The organism is Gottfriedia sp. ABJ_BB2_2 (genome assembly GCF_055484705.1).
In genome coordinates, this window is the sequence record NZ_JBVFKR010000009.1 from 90,753 (window position 1) to 111,596 (window position 20,844).

Annotated in this window: 23 protein-coding genes and 1 pseudogene; 18 read left to right on the forward strand and 6 right to left on the reverse strand. The window is 32.7% G+C overall.

Annotated features, from left to right (window positions below; translation table 11 throughout):
- Window positions 1–97 precede the first annotated feature (97 nt).
- The 6 genes and pseudogenes from ACX6U0_RS17275 to yunB all read left to right on the forward strand — a co-directional run bounded on the left by ACX6U0_RS17275 (window position 98) and on the right by yunB (window position 5,615).
- Complete coding sequence (locus ACX6U0_RS17275; RefSeq protein ID WP_464961112.1) at window positions 98–619, forward strand: DinB family protein; 522 nt, start codon at window positions 98–100, stop codon at window positions 617–619.
- Between the two features lie 178 nt (window positions 620–797).
- Window positions 798–1,585 (forward strand): annotated as a pseudogene (locus ACX6U0_RS17280) (sulfite exporter TauE/SafE family protein).
- A gap of 15 nt (window positions 1,586–1,600) precedes the next feature.
- Window positions 1,601–3,007 carry a bifunctional metallophosphatase/5'-nucleotidase gene (locus ACX6U0_RS17285; protein WP_464961113.1) on the forward strand — a complete coding sequence of 469 codons (1,407 nt, stop codon included), beginning with the start codon at window positions 1,601–1,603 and terminating at the stop codon, window positions 3,005–3,007.
- A 69-nt stretch (window positions 3,008–3,076) separates the two neighbouring features.
- Complete coding sequence (locus ACX6U0_RS17290) at window positions 3,077–3,379, forward strand: YunC family protein (RefSeq protein WP_464961114.1); 303 nt, start codon at window positions 3,077–3,079, stop codon at window positions 3,377–3,379.
- 199 nt (window positions 3,380–3,578) lie between these two features.
- Entirely contained in the window at window positions 3,579–4,685 is a 1,107-nt protein-coding gene (locus tag ACX6U0_RS17295; RefSeq protein WP_464961115.1) for an HD-GYP domain-containing protein, read from the forward strand.
- Window positions 4,686–4,790: 105 nt separating this feature from the next.
- Window positions 4,791–5,615: a sporulation protein YunB gene (gene yunB, locus ACX6U0_RS17300; RefSeq protein ID WP_464961116.1), complete on the forward strand. Its 825-nt coding sequence runs from the start codon at window positions 4,791–4,793 to the stop codon at window positions 5,613–5,615.
- Window positions 5,616–5,646: 31 nt separating this feature from the next.
- Here yunB and ACX6U0_RS17305 read toward each other — a convergent pair whose 3' ends face one another.
- Window positions 5,647–6,648, reverse strand: a complete 1,002-nt coding sequence (locus ACX6U0_RS17305) for a M23 family metallopeptidase (RefSeq protein WP_464961117.1) — start codon at window positions 6,646–6,648, stop codon at window positions 5,647–5,649.
- A 178-nt stretch (window positions 6,649–6,826) separates the two neighbouring features.
- Here ACX6U0_RS17305 and lipA point away from each other — a divergent pair, with 178 nt between their 5' ends.
- Window positions 6,827–7,714 (forward strand): lipoyl synthase, encoded by an 888-nt coding sequence (gene lipA / locus ACX6U0_RS17310; protein WP_464961118.1) that lies wholly within the window; start codon window positions 6,827–6,829, stop codon window positions 7,712–7,714.
- Window positions 7,715–7,752: 38 nt separating this feature from the next.
- Here the strand turns inward: lipA and ACX6U0_RS17315 are convergent, their stop codons facing one another.
- Entirely contained in the window at window positions 7,753–8,367 is a 615-nt protein-coding gene (locus ACX6U0_RS17315; RefSeq protein WP_464961119.1) for a YhcN/YlaJ family sporulation lipoprotein, read from the reverse strand.
- Window positions 8,368–8,457: 90 nt separating this feature from the next.
- Between ACX6U0_RS17315 and ACX6U0_RS17320 the strand changes: the two genes are divergently transcribed.
- Window positions 8,458–8,733, forward strand: coding sequence for a YutD family protein (locus ACX6U0_RS17320; protein ID WP_464961120.1), 276 nt, complete (start codon window positions 8,458–8,460; stop codon window positions 8,731–8,733).
- 211 nt (window positions 8,734–8,944) lie between these two features.
- Here ACX6U0_RS17320 and ACX6U0_RS17325 read toward each other — a convergent pair whose 3' ends face one another.
- Window positions 8,945–9,214, reverse strand: a complete 270-nt coding sequence (locus ACX6U0_RS17325) for a DUF3055 domain-containing protein (protein ID WP_088000540.1) — start codon at window positions 9,212–9,214, stop codon at window positions 8,945–8,947.
- Window positions 9,215–9,482: 268 nt separating this feature from the next.
- On the opposite strand from ACX6U0_RS17325, the gene ACX6U0_RS17330 reads away from it, so the two are divergent.
- Together ACX6U0_RS17330 and ACX6U0_RS17335 are read left to right on the forward strand one after the other, a co-directional pair.
- A complete protein-coding gene (locus ACX6U0_RS17330) occupies window positions 9,483–9,932 on the forward strand; it encodes a DUF86 domain-containing protein (RefSeq protein WP_464961121.1) in 450 nt (149 codons plus the stop codon).
- A gap of 31 nt (window positions 9,933–9,963) precedes the next feature.
- Entirely contained in the window at window positions 9,964–10,734 is a 771-nt protein-coding gene (locus tag ACX6U0_RS17335; protein WP_464961122.1) for a TIGR01457 family HAD-type hydrolase, read from the forward strand.
- Between the two features lie 58 nt (window positions 10,735–10,792).
- Here the strand turns inward: ACX6U0_RS17335 and ACX6U0_RS17340 are convergent, their stop codons facing one another.
- The gene (locus ACX6U0_RS17340; protein ID WP_464961123.1) at window positions 10,793–11,311 is read right to left on the reverse strand and encodes a phosphatidylglycerophosphatase A family protein; all 519 of its coding nucleotides are present in this window, start codon (window positions 11,309–11,311) and stop codon (window positions 10,793–10,795) included.
- Between the two features lie 629 nt (window positions 11,312–11,940).
- On the opposite strand from ACX6U0_RS17340, the gene yutH reads away from it, so the two are divergent.
- Window positions 11,941–12,966 (forward strand): spore coat putative kinase YutH, encoded by a 1,026-nt coding sequence (yutH, locus tag ACX6U0_RS17345; protein WP_464961124.1) that lies wholly within the window; start codon window positions 11,941–11,943, stop codon window positions 12,964–12,966.
- A gap of 205 nt (window positions 12,967–13,171) precedes the next feature.
- Here yutH and ACX6U0_RS17350 read toward each other — a convergent pair whose 3' ends face one another.
- Entirely contained in the window at window positions 13,172–13,399 is a 228-nt protein-coding gene (locus ACX6U0_RS17350) for a NifU family protein (protein WP_025671774.1), read from the reverse strand.
- Between the two features lie 119 nt (window positions 13,400–13,518).
- Here ACX6U0_RS17350 and ACX6U0_RS17355 point away from each other — a divergent pair, with 119 nt between their 5' ends.
- From ACX6U0_RS17355 to ACX6U0_RS17365, 3 genes are all read left to right on the forward strand, one after another.
- Window positions 13,519–13,821 carry a YuzD family protein gene (locus ACX6U0_RS17355; RefSeq protein WP_464961125.1) on the forward strand — a complete coding sequence of 101 codons (303 nt, stop codon included), beginning with the start codon at window positions 13,519–13,521 and terminating at the stop codon, window positions 13,819–13,821.
- Between the two features lie 157 nt (window positions 13,822–13,978).
- A complete protein-coding gene (locus tag ACX6U0_RS17360; protein WP_464961126.1) occupies window positions 13,979–14,398 on the forward strand; it encodes an NfeD family protein in 420 nt (139 codons plus the stop codon).
- A gap of 18 nt (window positions 14,399–14,416) precedes the next feature.
- Window positions 14,417–15,376 (forward strand): SPFH domain-containing protein, encoded by a 960-nt coding sequence (locus tag ACX6U0_RS17365; RefSeq protein ID WP_464961127.1) that lies wholly within the window; start codon window positions 14,417–14,419, stop codon window positions 15,374–15,376.
- Between the two features lie 49 nt (window positions 15,377–15,425).
- Here the strand turns inward: ACX6U0_RS17365 and ACX6U0_RS17370 are convergent, their stop codons facing one another.
- On the reverse strand, window positions 15,426–16,493 hold the full coding sequence (locus ACX6U0_RS17370; RefSeq protein ID WP_464961128.1) for an NAD(P)/FAD-dependent oxidoreductase: 1,068 nt from the start codon (window positions 16,491–16,493) through the stop codon (window positions 15,426–15,428).
- Between the two features lie 197 nt (window positions 16,494–16,690).
- Between ACX6U0_RS17370 and ACX6U0_RS17375 the strand changes: the two genes are divergently transcribed.
- The 4 genes from ACX6U0_RS17375 (at window position 16,691) to ACX6U0_RS17390 (ending at window position 20,778) form a co-directional block, all read left to right on the forward strand.
- Complete coding sequence (locus ACX6U0_RS17375) at window positions 16,691–16,927, forward strand: YuzB family protein (RefSeq protein WP_088000521.1); 237 nt, start codon at window positions 16,691–16,693, stop codon at window positions 16,925–16,927.
- Window positions 16,928–17,100: 173 nt separating this feature from the next.
- A complete protein-coding gene (locus ACX6U0_RS17380) occupies window positions 17,101–18,600 on the forward strand; it encodes a spore germination protein (protein WP_464961129.1) in 1,500 nt (499 codons plus the stop codon).
- Entirely contained in the window at window positions 18,590–19,681 is a 1,092-nt protein-coding gene (locus tag ACX6U0_RS17385) for a GerAB/ArcD/ProY family transporter (protein ID WP_464961130.1), read from the forward strand. The genes ACX6U0_RS17380 and ACX6U0_RS17385 overlap by 11 nt, the downstream gene beginning before the upstream one ends.
- A complete protein-coding gene (locus ACX6U0_RS17390; protein WP_464961131.1) occupies window positions 19,678–20,778 on the forward strand; it encodes a Ger(x)C family spore germination protein in 1,101 nt (366 codons plus the stop codon). The genes ACX6U0_RS17385 and ACX6U0_RS17390 overlap by 4 nt, the downstream gene beginning before the upstream one ends.
- Window positions 20,779–20,844 lie beyond the last annotated feature (66 nt).

The following is a 20,844-nucleotide window of genomic DNA, read 5'->3' on the forward strand; positions in this document are numbered from 1 at the left end:
GTCAGAAAAAATGATTTTTTATATATTTAATTTATTACAGGTAAATTTTATAATTAATTAAGTTTAAATTACTTTTATCAAAGTAAGGAGTGATTAGATGAATTTTAATCTAAATGAAGCAATTGAGGTTTTAGAACGGACGCCACAAACTTTAGAATTTTTTTTATCAGGTCTATCCAATAGATGGCTACAGTGTAATGAAGGAGAAGGAACATGGAATGTCTCTGAAGTAATTGATCACCTCATAGAGGCAGAGGAAACAAATTGGGTGATAAGGGTCAATTGTATTCTTGGGGGTGAGATTAAGCATTTTCCTTTATTTGATCGTTTTTCGCACTTAAATAAAGAAAATGCTAAGCCAATCGAAGAGAGATTGCTTGAATTTAAGTCACTTAGAACTCAAAATATCACTAAACTACAACATTTAATAGACCCTAAAGTACATCTTGAGTTAACAGGTATTCATCCTGAATTCGGTATAGTTAATCTAAGTGAGTTGCTGTCTACTTGGGTTGTCCATGATTTAACACATATCAGTCAAATTGTAAGGGTAATGTCAAAGAGTTACGGAGAAGATGTAGGTCCATGGAAAGAATATTTAAGTATACTTAAAAAATAGATTTTCATAAGTAATAGGATCAATGAGATTCCTATCAGCAGTACTCGAAGAAATTCGAGTTTTTTTGTGTTAAACTATTACTTATTATAATGAGAGATTAATTGAACAAACGGTACTTAAGGAGAGAAATAAAGGTTTGGACATTTTATTACAGGTTCTTATACTACTGAGTATAGGATTGGTAGCAGGAACAGTCGGTTCGCTAATTGGTCTAGGCGGAGGAATTATTATTGTTCCGATGCTTTTAAATATAGATCGGTTTTTAACTGCATTTTCGACGGTACCGATTCATGTTGCAGTTGGTACAGCTTTAGTTACAATCGTGTTTTCTTCACTTTCATCAACGCTTGCTTATCATAAACAAAAAAGAATTGATTTTAAGAGTGCCTTCTATTTTTAATCGGAAGCGTTCCAGGAAGTCTAATAGGTACTTATCTTAATTCGCTTTTAAATACAGAACGATTTACATTATTTTTTGGGATCCTTCTCATTTGTATCTCGGTATTTCTCTTTGTTTCATCTAAATTGAATAGAAAATCAAAAGAAATACATAAAGGTGTTATTCGTACATATACAAATGACGAAGGTGAAGCATATACATATAGTTATAGTCTTCCATTGGCAATCGGTTTATCTATATTAATTGGTCTAATCTCAGGTTTATTTGGGATTGGTGGAGGCATAATGTTGGTTCCGATGATGGCCTTTTTATTTGGTTTTCCGCCACAACTCGCTATCGCAACTTCGATGTTTGTTGTGATGTTTACGACGCTTGGAAGTTCTATTTCGTATTTAGCGATTGGATCAATAAACTTCTATTATGCACTGTTATTAATACCAGGTGCATGGTTTGGTGGAAAGATTGGTGCCTATATCAATCAAAAATTAAAAACGGAAACAATTGCCTTGTTGTTAAGACTAGTCGTTTTAATATATGGTATAAAATTGATGATAGAAAATATATAACGAAGGAGTGGAACAATGGATTCAAATAATCAAAATTTAAATATTCGATTGTTCCATACAAATGACATTCATAGTCACTTTGAAACTTGGCCAACAATTGTGGGGCTATTAAAGTCGAAAAGGGAACTTGCTAGATTAAATGGAGAAGAATCTCTAACTTTTGATGTTGGAGATTTCGTTGACAGATTTCATCCAATTTCAGAAGCAACAATTGGAAAAGGGAATGTTAATCTATTAAATGAAGCAGATTTTGATGCTGTTACGATTGGAAATAATGAAGGAATAACTTTAGCTAAAGATGATTTACTTAAATTATATGAGCATGCGAGATTTAACGTTTTAGTAAGTAATTTAGCGATCAAAGAGGAACATTCAAATTCATTCAGTAAGCCGTATGAAATTTATGAGAAAAATGGCTTGAAAATTGGAGTCATTGGATTAACGATTTCTTACCCAGTTTTTTATGAATGTCTTGGTTGGAGTATTCAAGACCCTATAGAAAGTTTGGCGCAAATACTACCAATTGTGACTGAACAATCGGATATCGTTATCGTACTTTCACATTTAGGGTTAAAAATCGATCAAATGATTGCAAAACAATTCCAGGGAATTGATGTGATTCTTGGTGCCCATACACATCATTTGCTACCAAACGGAGAATATGTAGAAAATACATTATTATGTGGAACAGGCAAACATGGTAATTATCTTGGTGAAGTATTGTTGACTGTAAACAAACAAACGAAACAAATAATCAATAAAACTGCATCGGTTATAGAATTACATAATATACCGAAACATTACCAAGATGAATCTACAAGCCATTATTTAGCATATTTAATGAGAATGAGCGAAGAAATTCTTAGTGAACCTACCGCTCTACTCTCAAAAAGTTTACCAACAAACTGGTTTAAAGAAAGTTTACTACCAAGAATCTTGGCAAATTCTTTAAAGCAGTGGACTGATTCCGATATTAGTTTAATGAATGCTGGGATTTTACTTGATGGTCTAAATAGAGGAGTTGTGACGAAGGGTCATATTCATCGTATTTGCCCACATCCAATCAATCCATGTACAGTTTACTTATCTGGAGCTGAATTACTAGAAGTAATCAACCGTGGAGAAGATAAAGAGCTGGTACATTTAAAAATGAAGGGTTTTGGATTTAGAGGTAAAGTGATTGGGATGATGGTATACGACGGGGTCACAATTGTAAATAGGCATGTAAAAAGACAGCTATACCGTGAAGATATATTTATTAATGGTGAAATGTTAGATTTATCTAGAAATTATAAGATAGGCACATTAGATTTATTTACTTTTGGGAAATTTTTCCCACAAATATGTGCCGCGAAAAATAAGAAATTCTTTATGCCTGAATTTATTCGTGATGTGTTACTTTGGGCTTTAAAAAGTATGTAAATTTGTAGGTTAGACAGGTTCATTTATTAAATTTTTCTCATATTTTAGAATGAGAAAGGAGCGGTGAACTTGATTCAATTAACACCTATCAAGATTGAAGATCATACTTTTAATGCGGTAACTGTCCTTCTTCCAAAAACAACTTTATTAGTTGTTATGAATGATAAAGGTTATATCATGTGTGGGGCTTTAGATGTCGCACTTTTAAATGAGAGACTACTTGATCGCAAAATTATTGCGGGCCGAGCAGTCGGAGTCAAAACAATTGAAGAGTTATTAAATGCACCTTTAGAGTCAATTACAATTGAAGCCGAAAGACTCGGAATTCAAAAAGGGATGATTGGAAGGGAAGCATTATTAAAAATGTTATAAAATCAGCCACTAAATTTTGTTTAGTGGCTTAATTTTTTCACAATTTAACCGTTATAAATAGTATAATGTAAAACATAGTCAGAAAAAGTAGAAAAATCTATTCAGGTGCTAAAAACAACTAGAATCATATTAATGACATCACGAATTTACTCATCTGAGCAACCATATATTTAATAAAAAGTATATCAGGGAGAAAACTATGAGAATTGTCGTGACTTCAACTCTTGTTCCAGGCACACTTTTAGGGAAGCCAATTTATAATGAACAGGGAAAAATTTTAGTTAATGCTAATGTTCCTTTAACAGTGATGATGATTAATCGTCTGCATAAGTTAGGTATATCCTATGTCTTCATTCACGATCCTCTATCTGATGGCTTAGAATTAGAGTCTACTATTTCAGACGAGCTTAGAATTGAGAGTACAAAAAAAATTGAAGATGCTTTTGTAAAATTTAAAAATGAAGAGCTTCATCTTAGATGGCTTTCATTAGAAAAGTCTGCTCCTCAATTAAAGGGTATAATTGAATCATTGTTAAAAGAATTAAAGAATAACAATGATATGCTTTCACTATTAACGGATGTATTTTCTTATGATGAGTATATCTTTACTCATTCCTTAAATGTAACAATGTACTCACTAGCAATTGGTACGAAATTAGGTTTAAATAAAAGTCAATTAGATTTATTAGGTCTCGGGGCACTATTACACGATGTTGGCAAAATGGTGGTGCCGATTCAAATTTTAGATAAACCAGAACGATTAACAGAAGAAGAGTATGAATTAATTAAAACACATACGACAGCTGGATATGAAATTCTTAGAGAAGTACCAAATATTCATTCAGTTGTGGCGATTTGTGCACTACAACATCATGAACGAATAAATGGAAGCGGTTATCCAAAAGGTATACTTGGAGAAGAGATGCATCTGTATTCTAAAATTATAGCGATTTCGGATGTATTTGATGCGGTTACGTCTAACAGAGTATATAGAAAAGCGATGTTACCTCACGAAGGATTAGAGCTTTTATACAGCGGTAGTCATAAGTTATTCGACGCAAAATTAGTCCGATTATTCAGAGATTCTTTATCGATTTATCCTACAGGTTTAACTGTTCAATTAAATGATGGTCGTCGAGGAATTGTTGCAAGACAAAATGCAGCATCAACTGATCGTCCAATCATCCGAATTATCGAGGAAAATGGCTATGAAGTAAGTATTCCATACGAAGTGGATCTGTATGATGACCTTCACTTATTAATTACAGAATGTGATACAACCTTAAAACAAAGAGTATTTCAATAAAAAGATGTTCCATGAAATGTATGGAACATCTTTTTTGTATGGAAGAGAATGCGAATGAACATGCCATGACATGCATACCCATTTAATAGGGGGGCATGGATACGGATGAAAAAATTTAAACACAAACGTGTTCCAGGAAGTAGATTTATTACGAAAAAAAAATCGCAGAGTGTCTTTAAATCAAGTTCTATTAAATCAATACCAGTTTTACAGTCATTTCGAAAAAAGCTACCTAATAAGTATGTCGTCATCATCATGATATTACTTATTCTTGGTTGTTATGGCTTTTGGAAGATTGATAACATTTTTTCACCTACAATATTAAAGTATTCAGAAAAACAAACGAAGCGAATTGCCAATCTAGTCATAAATGAAGCTTATGAATCTGCTTCAAGAGAACTAGAAGGACAGGATATTATTATTCGTGATGTTGATCAAAATGGTAAAACAGTGATTAGTACAAATACTTATTTAATCAATAAAATAATTGGTTCTACGACAAGAAATGTTGAAGAGAATATTAGAAGAGTTGAACACGGTGATCTTTCGTTTTTATCTTTACCGAAATCTGAATTAAAGAAGATGAAAAGTGATGATGAAGGATTCTATATTGATGTACCGCTTGGGGTCATGACAAACACAGTATTATTGGGGAGACTTGGTCCGACAATTCCTGTACGTTTTTCTGTAGTTGGTGATGCAGTTGCGAATGTCTCACAAAAAGTAAAACCATTCGGATTTGATAATTCGGTTGTAGAAATTATCATGAATGTTGAAGTAAATATGAATGTTATTATTCCATTTACATCAAAGTCGACAAAGGTTAAAGTACAGGTGCCAATTGCTTCTGAGATTATCGATGGGGAAGTTCCAAGCTATATTCCTTTTTCGCCAAATCAAACGACTCCTAATACGACTAATAAAAAATAAAAGCAGACCTATGCGTCTGCTTTTATTTTGATTAGCTACTTCTCCTTGCGATTCGATCCTGTCTTTCCCATAAACGAAGCCTTGGAAAGGGATCATAAGACCATTCTGAATAGCCATTATCTTTGTAAATTCCGTAATGTAGATGTGGAGGAAACTTCCCTGATGTACCTGGAGGACCATATCCAGTACTACCCACATAGCCAATAATTGTTCCAGGTTCTACTACTTGACCCTTTATTATTTCTTTATTAAAGCCACCTAAATGTGCATAGTAGTGATAGTTATTATTTAAATCACGAATTCCAATTCTCCATCCACCAATACGATTCCATCCTTTTGTTTCTATAACGCCATAGCAGGTTGCTCTAACAGGTGTACCATAGTTAGCGAAAATATCAGTACCTTCATGTACTCTTCGTCCTCCAAAGCTTCGAGGAGCCCCCCAAGTACTTCGATAACTGTGTTCACTACGGATTGGTAGTGGGAAAGCATTTCCGGTAATATTAAGTTTCCCATAGTATTGGTATATACGAGCATACTCATCGATTATATCAACAGTAATCGCTCTTTGATAATAGTCCCATAACATCATTCTGATATACTGTCTTGATGGTCCATAGAAATGTAAACGATGTATGAATGCAAATAATAAGTCTTCGTCATCCTCTATTGAGGCTTTCCCATCACTATTACCGTCCATACCAATTCCACCAAATAAATGAATGGTGGGAAGGTATGTGTCTTCTTTTATTGGATTGGTTAATCCACTCCAGTCTTCAGGCTTAATAAAAATTGAAAGTACGCCGTTTTCACGTTTTGGAATATCATTTCTTACACTTCGGACGTTTCGCTCATATGTGTCAATTGCTGCAAAATAGTACCATGGAATAAAGGTTAATGCTTCTCCTTTTTTATATAATGACATTCTTTCCAGGTCTAGCTTTGCCTGGTCAATTTCTTCGGCACCTGCAAATGATGGTGTTATGAAGATAACCACCATACAAAAGAGTACAATTATTTTTTTCAAAACCATCATCCCTTAATTAGATTTTCTTCTTTAGTTTGGTTAAAGGAGCGACTTTCATAGATGGAAATTATAGGGAGATACAAACGAAAGTTTTTCATCTCTGTGAAAAATGTAGTAATATATAGTAATATTGGAATTGATATTGAAATATGTCGTAAACGAATAAACGTTGGAGGAATTTCAAATGGCATCGAAAAAAGAAGAGTATTTGAGAAAGCCCGAATGGCTAAAAATAAAATTAAACACGAATGAATCGTATACTGATTTAAAAAAGATGATGCGTTCAAAAAATCTTCATACAGTATGTGAAGAAGCTCGTTGTCCTAATATTCATGAATGCTGGGCAGTAAGAAAAACTGCTACATTTATGATCTTAGGAGCAATCTGTACTCGAGCTTGCCGTTTCTGTGCGGTTAAAACAGGTTTACCAACTGAACTGGATTTACAAGAGCCAGTACGTGTTGCAGAATCAGTTACACAAATGAATTTAAAACACGTTGTTATTACTGCAGTTGCTCGTGATGATTTAAGAGATGGTGGAGCAGCTGTATTTGCTGAAACTGTTAGGGAAGTAAGAAAAGCAAATCCATTTACTACAATTGAAGTTTTACCATCTGATATGGGCGGTAAATTTGAAAACCTTAAAATGTTAATGGACGCAAAGCCAGATATTATGAATCATAATATCGAAACTGTGCGTGACTTAACACCTCGCGTACGTGCAAGAGCAACTTATGAAAGATCTCTAGAGTTTTTACGTAGAGCGAAAGAAATTAACCCAGATATACCAACTAAATCAAGTATCATGCTTGGTTTAGGCGAAACAAATGAACAGCTTTATGAAGCAATGGATGATTTACGTGCAGCAGGTGTAAATATTATTACGCTTGGACAATATTTACAACCAACAAAAAATCATTTACCAGTTAAGAAATATTACACACCTGACGAATTTGCTGCATTAAAAGAAGTTGCACTTGGAAAAGGATTCTCACACTGTGAATCTGGCCCATTAGTTCGTTCATCTTACCATGCTGATGAGCAGGTTCAATCAGCTAAACAAGCACAATAATAAAAAAGCACTAGCCTAGCTAGTGCTTTTTATTGATATTAATGTGGATCATTAGACATTTGATCAAAGTGTAAGCTTTGTTTATCAACGTCGAATCCTTCTGATAAGAATTTAATTTTTTCTTCTAATTGTGCGTCAGTTAAATCACCATATTTTTGAAGCTCTTCAATATTATTAAAATTTTCTACTCTATTTGAAGTGTAAATATGGTAGTAACTAGGTAAAGCAGAACGAGCAGTTTTTTCAACTTGAGTTCTTACTTTGTTTTGATCATCATGTGTACTATAAGCAATAAAGACTTCTTGATCAGTTACAAATGTTGCTGCATCATCAACACTAGGAAGTTTAACTTCTAAATAAGAAATAAATTTTGCAACTTCCTGTTTATCAATTTTTAAAGTATATTCACCATCTCTACCTGAAACCTCTTGCTTTTGTAGCCTAGAAAAGCCATAATCTTTGTAAGAAGATTCTTCATTATTGTTAACATCACCAAGTTCCATTGGTGCTGTATTTAACTTTTTAGGTGTATTTGTTCTTTGCTCATCTTTATAAGCAGTATCCTCATATTCAAATTGTCTAGATTTACTTGGACCAAATGAACAACCACCTAAAAATGATAAAGTGATAAGACAAACTAAAATTTTGCGCATACGTAAAACCACCTTTTATTAGGATTGTAAAATTAGTATGCCAAATAAGATGATTACATATTTATGGGAGTATAAGGAAGGAGAAATATTATGGTTTGCATACAAAATGTTTGTTATGAAATTGTTGAAGACTATCGTGAAGGCTTTAATGAAGAAGCCTTTAAAGCGCGATATGCAGAAATCCTTTCGAAGTATGATTATATCGTAGGCGACTGGGGATATGAGCAATTACGCTTAAGAGGATTTTTTGACGACTCACAAAAAAATGTACCATATGATTCTAAAATTAGTACATTACGTGAATATATTTATGAATACTGCAATTTTGGCTGTAAATATTTTGTCGTGAAAAAGATTAAAAACTAATTGGTGGGGATACCCATCAATTTTTTATTTCATTAGGCTTGTGGATAATTATTTTTAGATTTTTTTAAATAGTAAAAAAACATGTGGATAAGTATAAGAAATGAGATTAGTTTGTGTATAAGTAATAACTTAATCACAAAAAGAGTGGACAACTTTGATTGTTATCCACTCTTTTTTCATTCTATTTTGGTTATCCACAAAAAAATCTAAATTAATAAATTATTTCGCTAAGGAAATCTAATAACTCTGCTGCTTTTTCTTCAGTGATTCCAAAAGCAAATTCTAAATAACCTTCTTCTTTTAAATCATCTGATCCTATAATTGCAAAACGGTTACTTTGAATGTCTAATACAATAACCTTTCCGTAGTGACGATCAGAATAAATTAAAGCAAGGTCATGCCTTTCTTCATCTCCCATAAAGCTTACAAATCTTGTCTTCGCTTGAGTTACATCATCATATAAGAAAAAACGTTCACCCATTATTTGTTACCCCCTAATAGTATCATTCAAATTATTTTCTTAAAATATTTACATTTTTGATGGGATTTTAATTTGAGTAAACATTTATGATTCTGTTTTCACTACAAAGTTCAACAGATTAACTGTCGGGTCCCAATCATTTACTTATCTACTATATCAAAAATCGAGCAGAAACGCTTTCATTGATGTCGATTTTTTTCGAATTTAGCTATAAAATAAATATATGTTCATAAAATGTAGAAGATAGAATTGAGAAGGAAGTGTACATATGTACTTTATTAATCGTCAAAGTATTATTGATCGAATAGAAGTAATGAACTCAATGCTTAACTATTATGATTCAAGTAGTAAACCAAGTAATCAAACTGAGGTGCTGGCATTTGAACGAATGACGCAGCTTTTTATCGATAGTATATTAGATATCGGTAATGCAATGATTGACGGATTCATCATGAGGGATCCTGGTAGTTATGATGACATTGTTGATATATTAATGGATGAGAAAGTAATTACGAAAGAATTAGGTGAAGCAATTAAAAAGCTAATACCAATTCGTAAACATTTATTACAGGATTATACAACACCGATTACAGATACAATTATGTCTACTTTTGCAGAAAACATTAGTGCATATAAAGAATTTCCAATTTCAGTACATACTTATTTGAATAAAGAACTTGGTGTCGTAAATGCCTTTAGTAGCGACAAGGAGAAATAAACGGTCTTAAGAGAATTGAAGGAGTGTCAACATGAAGCAGTATAAAGGATATTTAATTGACTTAGACGGTACCATGTATCGTGGTGAAGAACAAATTGAAGAGGCTAGTCGTTTTATTGAAGCATTAAAAGAAAAAGGTATTCCTTATTTATTTGTAACGAATAATTCAACACGTAAACCAGAGCAAGTAGCAGAAAAGCTAAATCGCTTTAATATTCCTACGACTAAGGAACAAGTATTCACAACAAGTAATGCAACAGCAAATTACATAAAAGAGCAAAAAGAAAATGCATCAGTTTATATGATTGGTGAAGAGGGTCTAACACATGCACTAGAGGATGTTGGCCTAAAAATTACTGATGATAATCCAGATTTCGTTGTTAGTGGTCTAGATCGAGATATCAATTATGAGAAATTAGCAAAAGCTTGTTTAGCAGTTAGAAATGGTGCTACTTTTATTTCAACAAATGGCGATATTGCACTACCCACTGAAAGAGGACTATTACCTGGTAATGGTTCATTAACTTCTGTAATTTCAGTTTCTACGACAGTAAAACCAATTTTTATCGGAAAACCCGAATCAATTATTATGGAACAAGCATTAAAAGTACTAGGTGTGCCTAAAGAAGATACGTTAATGGTAGGAGATTATTATGATACCGATATTTTAGCCGGAATCAATACTGGTATAGATACTTTACTTGTTCATACTGGTGTAACGACGAAAGAAATGTTAACGAATTATGAAGTGCAACCTACTTATTCAGTCCACTCATTAGAAGAATGGCTACAATATATTTAATAAAAAGCTAGCCAATTTGAAAAGCACTCAGCTTATTTAGCCGAGTGCTTTATGTTTTTTATTTATCACTTTTACGTTCATCGGAGTTTTTATGAGCTGCGCGATGAGCCAATCTGCTAGATGCTGCAGCCGCAATTGCTCCAACGATATCATCTAGAAACGTATGAACCATACCAGTTGACTTATCATTTAATCTTTCTAAAATGCCAGGCTTCATTTTATCGATATAACCATAATTCGTAAAACCAATCGATCCATAAACATTTACAATCGAAAGGGCAATGATTTCGTCTATACCGTATAAACCTTCGTCCCTCTTAATGATGGATAATAAAGGCTCTTGTAATTTATTTTGCTCACCTAATATATCTAACTCAATACCGGTAATGATGGCATTTTGTATTTCACGCTTTGTTAAGACCCTTTTAACATTGTGTAAACACTCTTCCATCGACAAATCATCATGATATTTACTTTGTAAAAAATAAACTAAATCGGCAATATCATCAAGCGTTACACCTCTTTTTTCCAATAATGATAGTGCAGTCTTCTCTAGATCGTGATTTAAAAATTCCATGTCATCACCTTTTCCTTATCAATTAATTTATTTAGTGGGAATGTAACTAAAATTGAATGAACTACTGAAACGATTAGAAATATACAAGGATAAAGAGCCAATCTTTTTAATTAAACAGAGGTTTAAATATATATGATTCTATATTGAACAAAATTCCCCTTTATAAAAAAATGTTAATCATTAAGATGAACTCAATATAATTTAAAAATATACAATTTTGAGGTTCAACAGCCATATTTCTAATTCACTAAAATAACAAATTTCGAATAGTTCTTTCCTAATCTAACCCTTGATATGTTTTCAAGTTTCGAGTATCTTTATAGCTTTTTTTCTATGTTAGTTCTTTCCAACACTTTAAGAATACCGTAGTAAATCTTTTCATGTTAATGAATTGCTTGTCGGAGCTGACCAGTCGCCTCCACCTTTCTAATAACCACCACTTCTTCAGATTCATGGAGATATTCCCTTCAGAGCTGAGCGCAGTTCATTCCGCTTTTATTATTTATACGCCATTTTCTCCAATTTTGTGAAGGGTCATTCGGTTTATGTTTTAAACTGAAAAGTATGGGTACAGGTTTTTGGGTTTGTGACATATACATTAGTAAGTAGCAATATAAAGGATGTGAGTGATGATGTTTATTAGAAATCAAAACATCATTCAAGATTTGTTTCATCATTATCAAATTCAACCAGCTGAGCTACTTTCGGTTCAGTCATATTACATGTTTTGGCAAAGGAATAGAGTGTATTTTCTTGTGCCAATCGGAAATTTAAAAGAAGATGATTTACAGGAAATGAAAAGATTGAGTGATTTTATGAGTACAACTGGTGATCAAACTGTTGCAACATTTGTTCAGAATGTTCAAGGGTATTATGTAAGTAAAATTGCTGGCAGTAATTATTCTTTATTTAAAAGTTTTCGTCAAAACGATCGAAGCACAAATTTTGGTGAAGAACTAGCAGTTTTTCATTTGCGAGGTAAAAAGTATAATGAGGATTTAAAGCAGTTGAAAAGAATTGGTCAATGGAAGACTTTATGGGAGAAACGGTTAGAGCAGTTGGAAAGATTTTGGCAAAATAAGGTGAATAGTCATCCAGAAAACTATTTTGAACAAATCTTCATCGAATCATTTCCATATTATCTTGGAATGACAGAAAATGCAATTCAATATGTTGTTGATACTGAACTAGATGACACACCTCAAATTGTTGATTCAGCGACAATTTGTCATCAAAAAATGGCTGAAAGAAAAATGAAGGAAATACATTTTGCAAAAATACCTACAGAATGGATATATGATCATCCTTCTAGGGATTTAGCAGAATGGGTAAGGGATGAATATTTAGAAAACAGCAGCGGGAATTACCGAAAAAAAATACTGTCTTTTCTGTTTAGTTACGAAAAGAAAAGTCCACTATCTACATTTTCTTGGCGATTATTATACGCAAGACTTTTATTCCCAGTGCATTATTTTGAAACGATTGAGGGCTATTACTTATCTAAGACAGATGCGGAGAGAAAAAGACATGAACGTAAGCTAGTTCATTATTTGGAAACGACAAGTGAGTTTGAAGCGTTTTTAGGTAACTTTTATGAAATGATTGGGTTGCCAACAGCTAAATTAGGAATTAGAGAAATTAATTGGTTAAAGTAAAAAAGAGAAGGGAATCCTTCTCTTTTTCGCTTTCTTCGTTGTTTCGTCTGCTTGCGGTGCTCATTACCGTTTAGGTAACTCCGCTCCTCTTCAGACTTCACGCCTCGAAAGACAAACGTTTTCAATCAGTCTGATTCTCAAAAATTTTAAATTTGTCTACACATTGAAAAGAGAAGGAATGAACCCTTCTCTTTTATGAATTGAATTAGAATACTTGCTCTACTTCAATTACTCCAGGTACCTCTTCTAATAGAGCACGTTCAATACCAGCTTTTAATGTGATTGTTGAACTTGGGCAGCTTCCACATGCGCCTAAAAGGCGTAATTTAACAATGCCATCCTCAATATCAACTAAATCAACGTCTCCACCATCACGAAGAAGAAATGGTCTTAATTTATCTAATACTTCTTGTACTTGTTCTTTCATGTCCATACTTATCGACTCCTTTCACTAATTTTATTATAATCAGTTAAGAGGAAAAAATCTATTACAGAGTACTTTGTGTTGTGTAATTTTTAGGACACACAGTTATTGTATGCCAGGAGGAGAAAATGAGTAATAAAATTTTAGTGGAAGTTTTTGGGGCTGAAGTAATTTGTGCAAGTTGTGTAGGTATGCCATCTTCAATTGAAACATTTGAATGGCTTCAAGCAGCACTACAAAGAAAGTATCCTGACCTAGCATTTGATTTTCAATATATCGATATTTTTAATGTTGAAAATAATGAGAAAGCGAATTTTGCAGAGAGAATTAGAAATGATGAATTTTTCTACCCAGTTGTATTAGTAAATGGAACAGTGGTTGGAGAAGGGAATCCAAAACTGAAGGACGTATATCAAGCAATTGATCAATAATTTTGTTACCTCTTTATGCAAATAAGGAGGTATTTTTAATTTAGTTTTAATAATGTTCAAGATTTCTATGTAAATTGGACTAATTTACATGTTAAAATGGAAGTGGAAAATAAATTACAAAATTTGGCATATACATAGAACTGGGAGGAGGGGTGGTATGGTCGCAATTAGCTTATTTGTAATTGGCGTTATATTAGTTATTATTGAAATGTTTTCAATTACATTTGTTTTCTTATGGCTCGGAATAGCGTGTATTTTAGCAGCAATTGTAAGTTATTTAACTGGATCGATCATCTTAACTTTTATTACTTTTATTATTAGTGCACTAATTCTTTGGTTAAGTACGAAGAATTTTGCAAAAAGAATTCATCAACATAAAACAATAGAAAATGGTGTAAATTCTTTAATTGGTAAAGAAGTGAATGTATCGTCAGTCGAATTGACAGATGATACATTAGGCACAACAAAAGTATTTGGAGATGAATGGACAATTCGTTCGACCGAACCATTAGTATTAAATGAAAAGGTAATAGTCACTAAAATAGAAGGCGCAACATTATACGTAACAAATATTTAGTCAGGGGAGAAGTGGGTTATGTCTGAAATACCATATGGTCTAATTTTTATAGGAATTATTGTTTTATTCGTCGTTTTACTATTATTATCAAGTATTCGAATTGTACGCCAATCTGAAGTTTACCTAGTAGAACGTTTAGGTAAATTCCATCGTAAATTGGAGAGTGGCATACATATTGTCATTCCATTTATTGAAAGAGTGGCAAGTAAAAAAACATTACGTGAAACAGTTGTGGATTTTCCACCACAATCAATGATTACGAAAGATAATGTAAGTATTCAAGTGGACTCAGTAGTATTTTATCAAGTTACTGACGTAGTACGCCATGAGTATGAAATTGCGAATCCTTTATCAGCGATCTCAAACTTAACAGCAACAACATTACGTAACTTAATTGGGGAATTAGATTTAGATGAAACGTTAACAAGCCGTGATACGGTTAATAATAAACTACGTGCAATACTTGACCAAGCAACAGATAAATGGGGAATGAAAGTTAATCGTGTTGAAATTCGTAATATTATCCCACCGATTGATATTCAAAATGCGATGGAGCGTCAAATGCAAGCAGAACGTACTCGTCGTGAAAAAGTACTAAACGCTCAAGGTGAAAAGGAATCGAAAATCCTAAAAGCTGAAGGGGAAAAGCAATCTCAAATTCTTGAAGCTGAAGGTCAACGATTAAGTCAGGTTGAAAGAGCACGTGGAGATAAAGAGTCACAAGTATTACGTGCAGAAGGGGAAGCTGAAGCAATCATTAAACTAGCAGAAGCAAAAGCACGCGGTGAGCAAGTAGTATTAGATGTTTGGAGAGCTGCGTCACCTACAAAAGAAATGGTACAATTACGTTCAATGGAAGCATTAGAAAAAGTGGCAAATGGAACTGCATCAAAACTTGTTATTCCTACAGATGCTACAAAGCTTTTAGGAATGGTCGAAAGTGTAAAAGAAGTTATGCGTTCGGATAAGACTGAATAATAGAAAATAAAAAAAAGACCCTTAGCAAACGCTAAGGGTCTTTTGTTGATCAACCATTATGGTATTTGTATAACCATAGGATACCTGACTTAATAAGTCTTGGTACTCGACCTAATAATGGACGTTCATTAAATAAGCCGAAACCATGTTTCTTACCTAGAGATCCCATAATTCCTTTTAATTTAATTTGTGGCATTTCATCTGGCAGTTGTTCACCATTCCATTTTTTCTGTAAGATGGTAACAATTTGCTCTGCTTGTGCTTCTGCAAGCTGTGCAGATGGTGCATATGGTAATGCTGCACAATCACCGACTACATATACATGTTCATCAGTTGGAATATGGTGATATTTTGTAATCACAATTCTTCCGCTATTGTCTTTTTCAACTTCTAGATTTCGAACAACTTCTACTGGTTGAATTCCAGCTGTCCAAATAACAGCATCGCAATGAATTTCATCATCGTGGTTGAATAATGTATTTTCCTCAACCTTTGTGATATTTGAATTACTGATAATTTTTACATCGTGCTCGTCAAACCATTTTTGAACATAGTGACTAAGCTTTTCTGGAAACATGGATAGAATTCTACTTCCACGATCGAAAAGTAAAATCTTTAAATCGCTTCTGCTTTCTCTTAATTCACTTGCAACTTCTACACCACTTAAACCAGCACCAACAACTCCAACTACAGAGTTAGGCGGGAGACTATTTACATTTTCATAAGCAATTCTTGTGTTTTCAATTGTTTGAATACTATAAGTATGCTCTTGTGCGCCTGGTACGTTGTGATACTTATCTTCACAACCTAAACCAATTATTAAATCATCATATGATACTGTTTTTCCATTGTTTAATATCACTTGTTTGTTTGATGTATCAATTGTTGTAATATCCCCATATACAACAGTCAATTTTTCATGAGTTGGAAATGGAATTCGGATATGCTGCTCCGGTACTGTACCAGCAACTAGTGCATAGTATTCTGTTTTAAAGCAGTGAAAAGAATTCCGATCAATTAGTGTGATATGAACGTCCTCAGGTAAGGCCGATGTTAATAATCGAGATAAAACACGAACATTTCCGTATCCGCCACCTAGTAATACGAGGTTTTTCATAGTTGTTGTTCCCCTTTTGTTTTATTAGCAATAAATAAAAAAAATTTTTCTAATTTTCGACAATTATATTATATATATTTTGAGGTGAAATAACAACGTCTTACTTAGTAAAATAAACCTTGTTCCAAATAAATCTAAAATGATTGACCTTTTAAACAAAAAAGAGTAACTTTATGATGAGCAAGGAGTGAAAAAAATTGAGACCATTAGTTGAATTTTGTATTAAAAACCTAGCAAACGGTGCCCAAAAAGCATTAGAGCAGCTTGAACGAGATCCGAATCTTGATGTACTAGAATACGGATGCCTGGGATACTGTGGTAAATGCAGTTTATCACTTTTTGCATTGGTTGAAGGGGAAGTAATAACGGGGGAGACTCCAACAGAACTGGTTGATAATATATACAATTTTCTAGAAGAAAATTTACTAATATAAAAACATCACTATTATGATAGTGATGTTTTTTTTTTGAACTTTTCCAAAAGATTGTTTTTGAAAGTAACGAAAACTGCCTTTTATTTTATTCATCAAAACGAAGACAAGTATATTTTTCATAAACTACATAATTATGGATAGAATAATGTTAATTAGACATAAGGAGTATCATTATGAGATTTTCTAAAGATACATTAACCGGTGGTCAACAGACTAATGAAAATAGATTATCAGTTGATTTAAAAAGTAATATAGAAAAAATTAATGATTTTTTATGTAATACAGAAGATTTAATTGTTACTGAAATCAATAGAAGTAGTGAAAAGATAACGATAATGTATTTAGATACAATGGTGAAAAAAGATTTACTTTTTTCCTATGTAGTCGATCCCTTATTAAATAACAATTCAACTGATTTAAAATTTTTAAGTAAATTGGAAATAAATAAATCTTCCAGAATATCAACAATAGGAAAAAGGTTAGTAGATGGTTATTGTGTAATCTTAAAGGAGAATTGTACAGAAGGCTTTATGACGGAAGTGTCAGACAGTCAAGGACGTTCCATTAATGAACCGAATACTGAACAAAATATCAATGGAGCACATGACGGATTTATTGAAAGTATGAGCACAAATATTCAATTGTTAAGAAAAAGAGTGAGAAATACCGATTTTAAGGTGGAATATTTTTCGATTGGAAAAATGACAAATACAAAAGTTGCGATGGTTTATATTGATTCACTAGCAAACCGTATTCTCATAGGAGAAATTAAGAAAAGAATTTCTAGCATACAAATTGATCAACTTCAGTCCACTGGTAATTTGGAGGAACTGATAGAAGATAATCCATATTCTCCTTTTCCTCAGGTGTTAAACACTGAACGACCTGATCGTGCTACATCATATTTATTAGATGGGAAAATTGCGCTAATAGTTGATGGAAGTCCTATGGTGTCCATAGTCCCAATTACATTCTTTTCTTTTTACCAGGCACCTGATGATTATAACCATAGATGGTTAATTGGGTCCTTTTTTCGTATAATCAGGGTTTTTAGCTTTATCGTTGCGATCAGTTTACCTGCCATCTATATTGCAATTGTTACCTTTCATTCAGAAGTACTACCAATTGGGATACTATATTCAATTCGGGTATCTTTAGAATTTGTACCGTTCCTGCCATTAATTGAAGCAATTGCCATGCAAATCATTTTAGAATTACTAAAGGAAGCTTCAATTCGTTTACCATCTCCAATTGCACAAACGATTGGTATTGTAGGTGGTCTAGTAATTGGTACAGCTGTTGTGGAGGCTCACTTAGTTTCAAACACGATGATCGTCGTAATTGGCTTTACAGCAATCGCCTCATTTGTAGCGCCAATCAATGAAATGGGTACAAGTGCTAGATTATTAGGCTTTCCAACTATGATTGCGGCATCGATATTTGGATTCTTTGGAATCATCCTATCGTTAATGCTTATATTTATGCATTTGAGTAAATTACAATCTTTTGGCATTCCATACTTTTCACCAATTGCACCATTTAAGAAAGAGGATTTAAAGGATACATTTATTAGGCTTCCATTTTGGAAACTAAATACGAGACCGACTGATGCTAAACCAAAAAAATTAATTCAACAAGGAATGTCTAGGGTGTGGAAGAAAAATGATCACTAAAAAGACTTCAATTACAAAATTTCAATTATTCTTTTTTTTAATTCAAAGTCAGGTTGGCATAGGATTACTCTCATTACCTAATGTTGTTCAAGCTACAGCAAAAGGTGATGGATGGATTTCAACGATTCTTGCTGGATTAATCGTTCAAATCATGCTCATTATTTATTGGCTTTTGTTTAAACAATTTCCAAATGAAAATTATACAAAAATTACAATTAGAATATTTGGCAAGTATATAGGGAAAATATTAAACTTTATCATTTATTTATATTTTATATTGACTGGTAGCCTAGCACTCATTCTGTATATTAATTGTATTAGTCTTTGGTTACTACCTTTAACACCTATTTGGGTTTTGTCTTTATTTATTATGCTATCAAGTATCTATCTAGCCCTTAGTGAATTGACCATCATAGCAAGATTCTTTGTCATTGCTACCTTCATGTTGGTCTTATTAATTTTAATCTCATTTTTATCTTATGGAGTGGAAAAAGAGTTCCAGAATATTTTGCCACTTGGGAATACTGGTATGAAAAATATATTGATGGGTAGTAATAAGTCAATTATCTCTATGCTAGGTTTTGAAGGTATGCTTTTAATTTATCCTTTTATTCTTAACAAAGAAAAAGGAGTGCTAAAATCAGCTTCCTTAGCAAATCTGACTGTAACAGCTTTATACACTTACTTCTTATTTCTTTGTCTCATCAGTTTTAGTCCCAATCAGCTAAAACAAGTACGTGAACCTGTTTTATATCTATTTAAAGCACTATCTTATGAAATGATAGACAGAATTGATTTGATTTTCATATCTAGTTGGATTGTTCCAATGACAACTTCTATTATTGCTTACTTATTTTTTGCAAGTAAGAGTATCAGTAAGGTTAAGTCTTATAAGAAAACTATTTTGGTAAACGCTATCATCATCTTTCTTATTTCTATCTATCCATTTGATGAAAATATGATTACAAAATTTAGTACGTATGTTACATACTTAAGCTATTTTGTGGTTTTTATTTTGCCAATTTTACTCCTTGCTTTTACATTATTTATAAAAACATTGAAAAGGAGTGAAAATGTTTGAAAAAAATTTTTTTAATTTATCTATGTGTTTTATTATTATTCTTATCAGGTTGTTGGGATCAGAGTCTTCTTGTAACTAAAACTCTTATCAATGGAGTTAGTTTCGACATAACTGAAAAAAATGAATTAGAAGGTGCTGCAAGAATTTTAAATATCGAGAGTAAAGGTGGAGGGCAATTTGAGCTAAAAGATGAATTGATTGAAACGAAAAGTAAATATTCATCAGAAGTTGGACCGGAAATCAATTTTAAGATGCCTGGAAAAATAGATGTAAGTAAAGCCCATATTATACTGATTGGAGAAGAGCTAGGAAAGCAGGGAATACATCCATTTTTAGAACTCTTTTATCGACCAAAAGATGCGTATGTCACTTCTAGGGTTGTTATGACCAAAGGAAGTGCGACTGAGATTCTATCTGTAAACCCTCAAAAAAGTCCAATTGCATTTGAAATATTGAAAGCATTGAAATCATCAGAGTCTTTAACGAATATTCCAAATGTAACAGTCTTTTCAGCTTGGTCTAAAATTGTAGATTCTGGAGAGGATCTTATGTTACCTTATGTAGAAAAGGTTGAAAAAGATCGAGTGGCGATCGGCGGTGTTTATCTTTTTCATAACGATAAATATACTGGATTTAGCATACCGAAAGAGAAAAGCACTTTATTACTATTATTAAGCGACGGTTTACAAAAGGAAGGACTAATTGCACTGAATTTAAAAAGCAATCGATCAACCGCCTTCAGAGTGATGGATGAAAATAGGAAGATGGAATTAGTAATTGATAAAACTCATCGGAAAATAACCTGTAAAATAAATTTGGAATTAGATGTCAATCTAGTTAGTTATTCAAATAATTTTATAGAAAAAACGAATGTTAATGCTTTAAACAAAGATATAGCTACTCAACTTACGAAAGAGGCAAAAGAAATTACAGATATTCTTTTAGAAGCGAACTGCGATGCGTTTGGAATAGGAAGGAAGCTTGCTAGTTCCCATCCTGACTTATGGAAGAAAGTAGACTGGGAAAAAGATTATAAAAATGTTCAGTTTGAACCGAAAGTAAAAGTTAATATCACTAAGACAGGAACTGTATTTTGAGAAAAACTTTTATTAACAGATATCAGATTTATATATATTGTTCTAAGCAAAAAATACCTCCTAAAA